The 2,970-nt window shown below is 63.4% G+C and carries 4 protein-coding genes and 1 riboswitch; of the genes, 3 read left to right on the forward strand and 1 reads right to left on the reverse strand.

Translation table 11 applies throughout. From position 1 onward, the window contains the following. On the reverse strand, positions 1-402 hold a 402-nt coding region (locus tag ACH2EI_RS16675), incomplete at its 3' end, for a BMP family ABC transporter substrate-binding protein (RefSeq protein ID WP_395160841.1). A 237-nt stretch (positions 403-639) separates the two neighbouring features. Between ACH2EI_RS16675 and deoD the strand changes: the two genes are divergently transcribed. The 3 genes from deoD to ACH2EI_RS16690 all read left to right on the forward strand — a co-directional run. After that, positions 640-1,356, forward strand: coding sequence for a purine-nucleoside phosphorylase (deoD, locus tag ACH2EI_RS16680; protein ID WP_395160843.1), 717 nt, complete (start codon positions 640-642; stop codon positions 1,354-1,356). Positions 1,357-1,445: 89 nt separating this feature from the next. Continuing rightward, positions 1,446-2,195 carry a TSUP family transporter gene (locus ACH2EI_RS16685; protein ID WP_395160845.1) on the forward strand — a complete coding sequence of 250 codons (750 nt, stop codon included), beginning with the start codon at positions 1,446-1,448 and terminating at the stop codon, positions 2,193-2,195. 10 nt (positions 2,196-2,205) lie between these two features. After that, positions 2,206-2,317, forward strand: a riboswitch (TPP riboswitch). Continuing rightward, positions 2,305-2,970, forward strand: a 666-nt coding sequence (locus tag ACH2EI_RS16690; protein WP_395160847.1) for a thiamine diphosphokinase, incomplete at its 3' end; no start/stop codon positions are given. Its footprint overlaps the riboswitch before it by 13 nt.

The raw sequence follows: 2,970 nt of genomic DNA on the forward strand, positions 1-2,970 counted from the left end.
GACGGCGAAGTTGGTGTCCGGGTTCTCGGCCGCAACAGCGGCGACGTCACCGGCGAAGAGGAAGCCGACAGCGATCACGAGGTCGGACTGATCGGCCTGGAGCTGGAGGAGCTGTGCACGGTCGGAACCGTCAGCGTTGGGCTCAGCTTCCGAGCCGGTCACACCGAGTGCAGCTTTGGCGTTATCGAGGCCAGCTGCTGCGGAGTCGTTGAACGACTGGTCGCCGCGGCCACCAATGTCGTAGGTCAGACCGACGTTGAAGCCAGCCTCGGCAGGAGCTTCGGTCGCGGCAGGAGCTTCGGTCGCGGCAGGAGCCTCGGTCGAGTCAGTCGCGTCGCTGCTGCCGCCATCGCTGCCGCATGCTGCGACGACGAGGGAGAGGGCGGCAACTGCTGCCACCATGGTTTTACGTTGATTGCGCATAGTACCTCCGAAGGAATCGGCGCTCAGAAGGGCAACGGCAAGGAACCGCTCCCCAGGGATCTGCGTTTTGGGCAGTTGCCCGACTCCGCGAATCCGTCAAAGTAATGTATCGGTCTCCACCAATGCACCGGACATAGCCACGAATCGGTCACACGCGTTCACGATGCACGTCAACACGTGAAGGCCACATCATCGACCTCACTAGAGTCGGTGTACATGGCCACCCCGCACATCTCCGCCGACTCCGACGCCTTCGCCGACACGATCCTGTTGCCGGGCGACCCGCTGCGCGCCAAGTGGATCGCGACCAACTTCCTCGACGACGCCGTCGAAGTCACTGCCGTGCGCGGGATGCTCGGCTACACCGGCACGTTCAAGGGGAAGCCGGTCTCTGTGATGGGCACGGGCATGGGTGTTCCGTCGATCTCGATCTACGCCTCAGAGCTGATCGACGTCTACGGCGTCGAGAAGCTGATCCGCGTGGGGAGCTGCGGCTCGATTCAGCCCTACATCACGGTCAACGACGTCATCATCGCGATCGGCGCGTGCACCGACTCTGGGGTGAACCGCGCTCGATTCGAGGGCAACGACTTTGCTGCGACCGCCGACTTTGGCCTCGCTCGCTCGGTCGTCGAAGCTGCTGAAGCACAGGGTCGCAACGTGCATGTCGGCAACGTGATGACGTCGGATCTGTTCTACGGACCGACGAACATCCCACTCGCCGACATGGCTGCGCCGCTCGCGCGAATGGGTGTGCTCGCCGTCGAGATGGAAGTTGCTGGCCTCTACGGCGTGGCCCACGAACGTGGCGCAAAAGCACTGGGCGTGTGCACCGTGAGCGACGACCTCCTCACGGGCGCCGACCTGACTGCCGAAGAGCGCCAGGAAACGCTGAGCGCCATGATCGAGATCACGCTCGGCGCCGTCGCCTAATTCATCTCTGATTGCGGCCAAGCCGTTTTCGTGAGGCTGCAACTAACTCTGCGCGTGCGAGCCCGACGCGAACCCGGGCCAATCGGCGGTTGACTGATGCAGTGACGGGCGTCGAGTTGACCATCGTGCTCGTCGCAGTCGTCATCGGATCGATCTCCAAGGCCGTGACCGGCATGGGCCTGCCGGTGATCGTGATCCCCATCGCTGCACTGTTTGTCGACATCGGAGATGCCGTCGTGGTGATCGCTCTCCCTAACCTCCTTGCCAACGCTGTGCTTGCTGTTGGCGAACGCGAACACGTACGCGAGACGCGCGATCTGCCTGCGCTCGCCATCACGGGTGGCATCGGCGCGGTGATCGGAACGCTGCTGTTCGTCAACGTGCCCGACGAACCACTCGTGATCGCATTGATCATTGCGATCGTCGTCTACATCACGACGTTCTTCGTCAAGCCCGACCTGCAAACGAGCCCCGAACAATCTCGCCGCCTCTCGCCGTTCGCCGGCCTGCTCGCTGGCACATTCCAGGGGGCAATCGGCATCTCCGGGCCCGTCGTCGGCTCGTGGATTCACAGCTTCCGCTTGCCGCGGGGTGCCCACATTTTTTCGGTGACGTTGCTGTTCCTGGTTGCTGGTTCCGCCCAACTGATCGTTCTCATCATCAGTGGCGAACTCGGCGGACGCATTATCGCCACACTGCTCGCATGCATTCCAGTGCTCGCAGTGATCCCTATCGGCACGCGCTTGCGCGACCGAATCAGCGGACGCGTTTTCGACCTTGCGATCATCGGCATGCTCGGCCTGTCGTCAATTGCGTTGTGCGTCCAGACGTTCGTCTAGGTACTCTGTCGACAACTAAACGGGGAGCTCGCGGAACAGCGGGCTGAGAGGATGACACGCTGTCATCGACCCGAGAACCTGATCCGGATAATGCCGGCGGAGGAACCGAGTGGCCACAGCGAGCAACGCCGAACACATCGTGATTGTCACAGGGTCGGCCCCGCTCGCCGTCGCCGCCGTGGCTTCGATTCCTGACGAGGCCATCGTCATCGCTGTCGACGGCGGACTCGATCACGCACTCGCCGCCGGCCTGCATCCATCAGGGCTCATCGGTGACCTCGATTCGGTGAGCGCCGACGCCCTCGAGTGGGCCGAACAGAACGCCACGATCTCGCGCCACCCCGCCGACAAGGACGACACCGACACCGAACTTGCACTTCGGTTTGTTGCCGACATGATGCCCACCCAGCTGACCATGATCGGCGGCGGCGACCGGCTCGACCACACGTTCGCTGCGCTCGGTGCGCTCGGCCTCCCTGAACTGACCTCGATACCGATGATCGATGCGTGGTGGGGCGCACAGCATGTTGACGTGCTCCACGGGCCAGGCCAAGCCACGCTGCAACTCGCACCCGACTCGATCGTCTCGCTGCTCGCGCTGCACGGCAAGTGCACTGGCGTCACGATCACCGGCGTCCGATGGCAGCTTGACGACGCAACACTCGCCCCGGTCGTTGGCTGGGGCGTCAGCAACCAAGTCGTTGCTGACGGCACCGTCAACATCCGACTGTCGACCGGCGTACTGACCGTCTTCGACGTGCCTGCCTCAACCCCC

Origin of the sequence: Ilumatobacter sp., from assembly GCF_041688325.1 — a bacterium.
Classification (GTDB): domain Bacteria; phylum Actinomycetota; class Acidimicrobiia; order Acidimicrobiales; family Ilumatobacteraceae; genus Ilumatobacter_A.